The following is a 2,393-nucleotide window of genomic DNA, read 5'->3' as shown; positions in this document are numbered from 1 at the left end:
TTTGATACTCGTGAATGAGTCTTTGAGGGAGATGAACGAGTCTTTGAGATAGATGTTGCAGTTCTAACTCTCCCCCTGTCCCCTTGTCCCCCTGCCTCCTTGCCCCCTTCCCTGCCCCCTTGTCCCCTTGTCCCCTTCCCTGCCTCCTACCCTCTGCCTTTTAAGTCAATTTTTTCTAAAGTGTAATAGTATTAATTGTTTTCGCCTGTAACTTCTCAACCAGCGACAGTTTCATGACCGAATTAGAACGATATCTTTTTGACTTACAAGGATTCTTGGTGGTTGAAAATGCTCTTAGCACTGAGCAGATTGCAGCCCTTCAAGCAGTGTTGGATCAGCAGATTGCAATTCAAGATAAAGCAGAAGCAGCATTTTTGCGCTTTGATGGTTTATTGCCGTGGGGTCAGCCTTTCCAGGATCTGATCGATAATCGAGCGATCGCTCCTTATCTGTTTGAATTACTAGGAGAGCAGTTTCGCCTAGATCATGACTATGTTCACATTATCCGTCAAGGTCTTGGCCCCATTGGCCCTAGCTTGCATGGGGGCGGAACTCCCTACGATCCATGCCAATATTATCAATTTAAAAATGGCAGGATGTACAATGGCTTAACTGCCGTTGCTTACGAACTCATTGATGTGCATCCCGGTGAGGGGGGATTTGGTTGCATTCCTGGTAGCCACAAAAGTAATCTGCCTTTGCCGGAGAAATGGCGCAGCCTGGAATTTTCTAATGCTTGTGTACAGGCAGTTACTGTCAAGGCAGGAAGCGCCATCATTTTTACTGAGGCTTTAACTCACGGTACTATTCCTTGGCGGGGAACACATGAGCGTCGGACACTATTTTATAAGTATTCCCCTTATCCATTAGCCTGGTTAAGAGACTTTTATAATGCTGATGATTACCCGGATTTGACTCCATCTCAAAGGCAACTTCTCAGAAAGCCTGGTGTTTATCCCTAATGACTAATGACTAATGACTACTTATATTTTTTACTAGTCGCACATCAGGCACAAATCTCATGCTGCCGCTGGTTTTTTGGAATTCTATACTAAAGATAAGACGTTTGTAGTCAGGGCTTTCGCTCTGAGCTTGGGGGCTAAAGTCCTCACTACGAAAGTTTTTTATTTGAGTTAATGAACTGGTACTAGCCATTTTGGAGGTATGATATGGCGCTTACCCTAGACCATACAATTGTGCCTGTACATGATAAAGAAGCATCAGCACAGTTCTTTGCTAAGATTTTTGGTTTAAAGGTCGATCCACCTGCCTCTCACTTTGCCGTGGTACGGGTTAATGACACACTAACCTTTGACTTTGCCGACAGGGAAGAATTTGAGTCACATCACTATGCTTTCCATGTCAGCGATGATGAATTTGACGCGATTTTTGCACGAGTCAAACAAGCAGGTTTGGAATATAGCAGCGATCCCCAACATCAAAACAAAGGCCAGATCAATCATCGCCAAGGTGGGCGTGGGTTCTATTTTTTTGATCCCAATGGGCATAACTTAGAGGTGTTAACTCGTACATAGTAATGACCGATAAATTAAGGCAACAGAGGGGCGGAGGAGCAAAGGAGCACAGGAGAGTACTTGCAGTGAGATTTTCCTTCCCCTTTGCACCCCCGCCCCCCTTCTTCATAATTGCTTGAGTGCTTTACGGGCTAATTTTACGTAAGTTTTCACCGTAGCATAGGGCATTTCTAAATCTTGGGCTATTACTTGCAAGGATTCTCCCATCTCTCGGCGTGCCAAAATTGTTGCCCAGGTAAAGGCAATTTTATCAGTTCTGGGGTTAATGTTGGGAACAGTAGTGACCCTATGGGCTTACTTTCTTCAAGGCAATTTCGGGGTAGCGCTTTCTGTGGGAATCAGTTTATTTGCGATCGCGATTTTAGCCTCTGTCTCAGGTTCTGCTTTACCTTTTTTGTTTCGTCGTCTTGGTTTAGATCCAGCCTTAATGTCAGCGCCATTTATTACCACTGCGGTAGATGTTTTGGGTGTTTTTATTTATCTGACAATAGCAAGAGTAATTTTACGGTTATAGAATAATATCCAGTTTTATCTACACTTTCGTATATGTTTTAACATAAAAAAATCAGATTTTAGATAGTAAAATATATTATTAAGTTTAACTATATATTATCTAAAAATAACCAGATCATACAGATATTCACCATAAGTTATACAACCTTAAAGATTAAGACGAGCTTGTTTTATATCAACTATTACCAATGATAAAAATATCTAACTAAATGTATAAAAGTTAAGAGGATGTCTGAAAACTTTTTGATGTTGTATTTGATACTTATAGATCCCCCTAAATCCCCCTTTCTAAGGGGGACTTTGATATATTTCCTCCCTTTGCAAGGGGGACTTTGATATATTTCC

General features: G+C 41.8%; 2 protein-coding genes and 2 pseudogenes. 3 read left to right on the top strand and 1 reads right to left on the bottom strand.

Annotated elements, in window-relative coordinates:
• The first annotated feature begins 233 nt into the window (after positions 1–233).
• Together AC5JL8_RS21750 and AC5JL8_RS21745 are read left to right on the top strand one after the other, a co-directional pair.
• Positions 234–962: a phytanoyl-CoA dioxygenase family protein gene (locus AC5JL8_RS21750; RefSeq protein ID WP_495881765.1), complete on the top strand. Its 729-nt coding sequence runs from the start codon at positions 234–236 to the stop codon at positions 960–962.
• A gap of 207 nt (positions 963–1,169) precedes the next feature.
• Positions 1,170–1,535: a VOC family protein gene (locus AC5JL8_RS21745; RefSeq protein ID WP_495881764.1), complete on the top strand. Its 366-nt coding sequence runs from the start codon at positions 1,170–1,172 to the stop codon at positions 1,533–1,535.
• Positions 1,536–1,640: 105 nt separating this feature from the next.
• On the opposite strand, the pseudogene AC5JL8_RS21740 reads toward AC5JL8_RS21745, so the two are convergent.
• Positions 1,641–1,793: pseudogene (locus AC5JL8_RS21740) on the bottom strand (sigma factor-like helix-turn-helix DNA-binding protein); the annotation flags it as partial.
• On the opposite strand from AC5JL8_RS21740, the pseudogene AC5JL8_RS21735 reads away from it, so the two are divergent.
• Positions 1,789–2,049: pseudogene (locus tag AC5JL8_RS21735) on the top strand (magnesium transporter); the annotation flags it as partial. The pseudogenes AC5JL8_RS21740 and AC5JL8_RS21735 sit on opposite strands and share 5 nt — an antisense overlap.
• Positions 2,050–2,393 lie beyond the last annotated feature (344 nt).

This window comes from Mojavia sp. (assembly GCF_059505145.1).
Note: the sequence above shows the minus strand (reverse complement) of the source record. Positions and strands in the feature narration are given on the sequence as shown.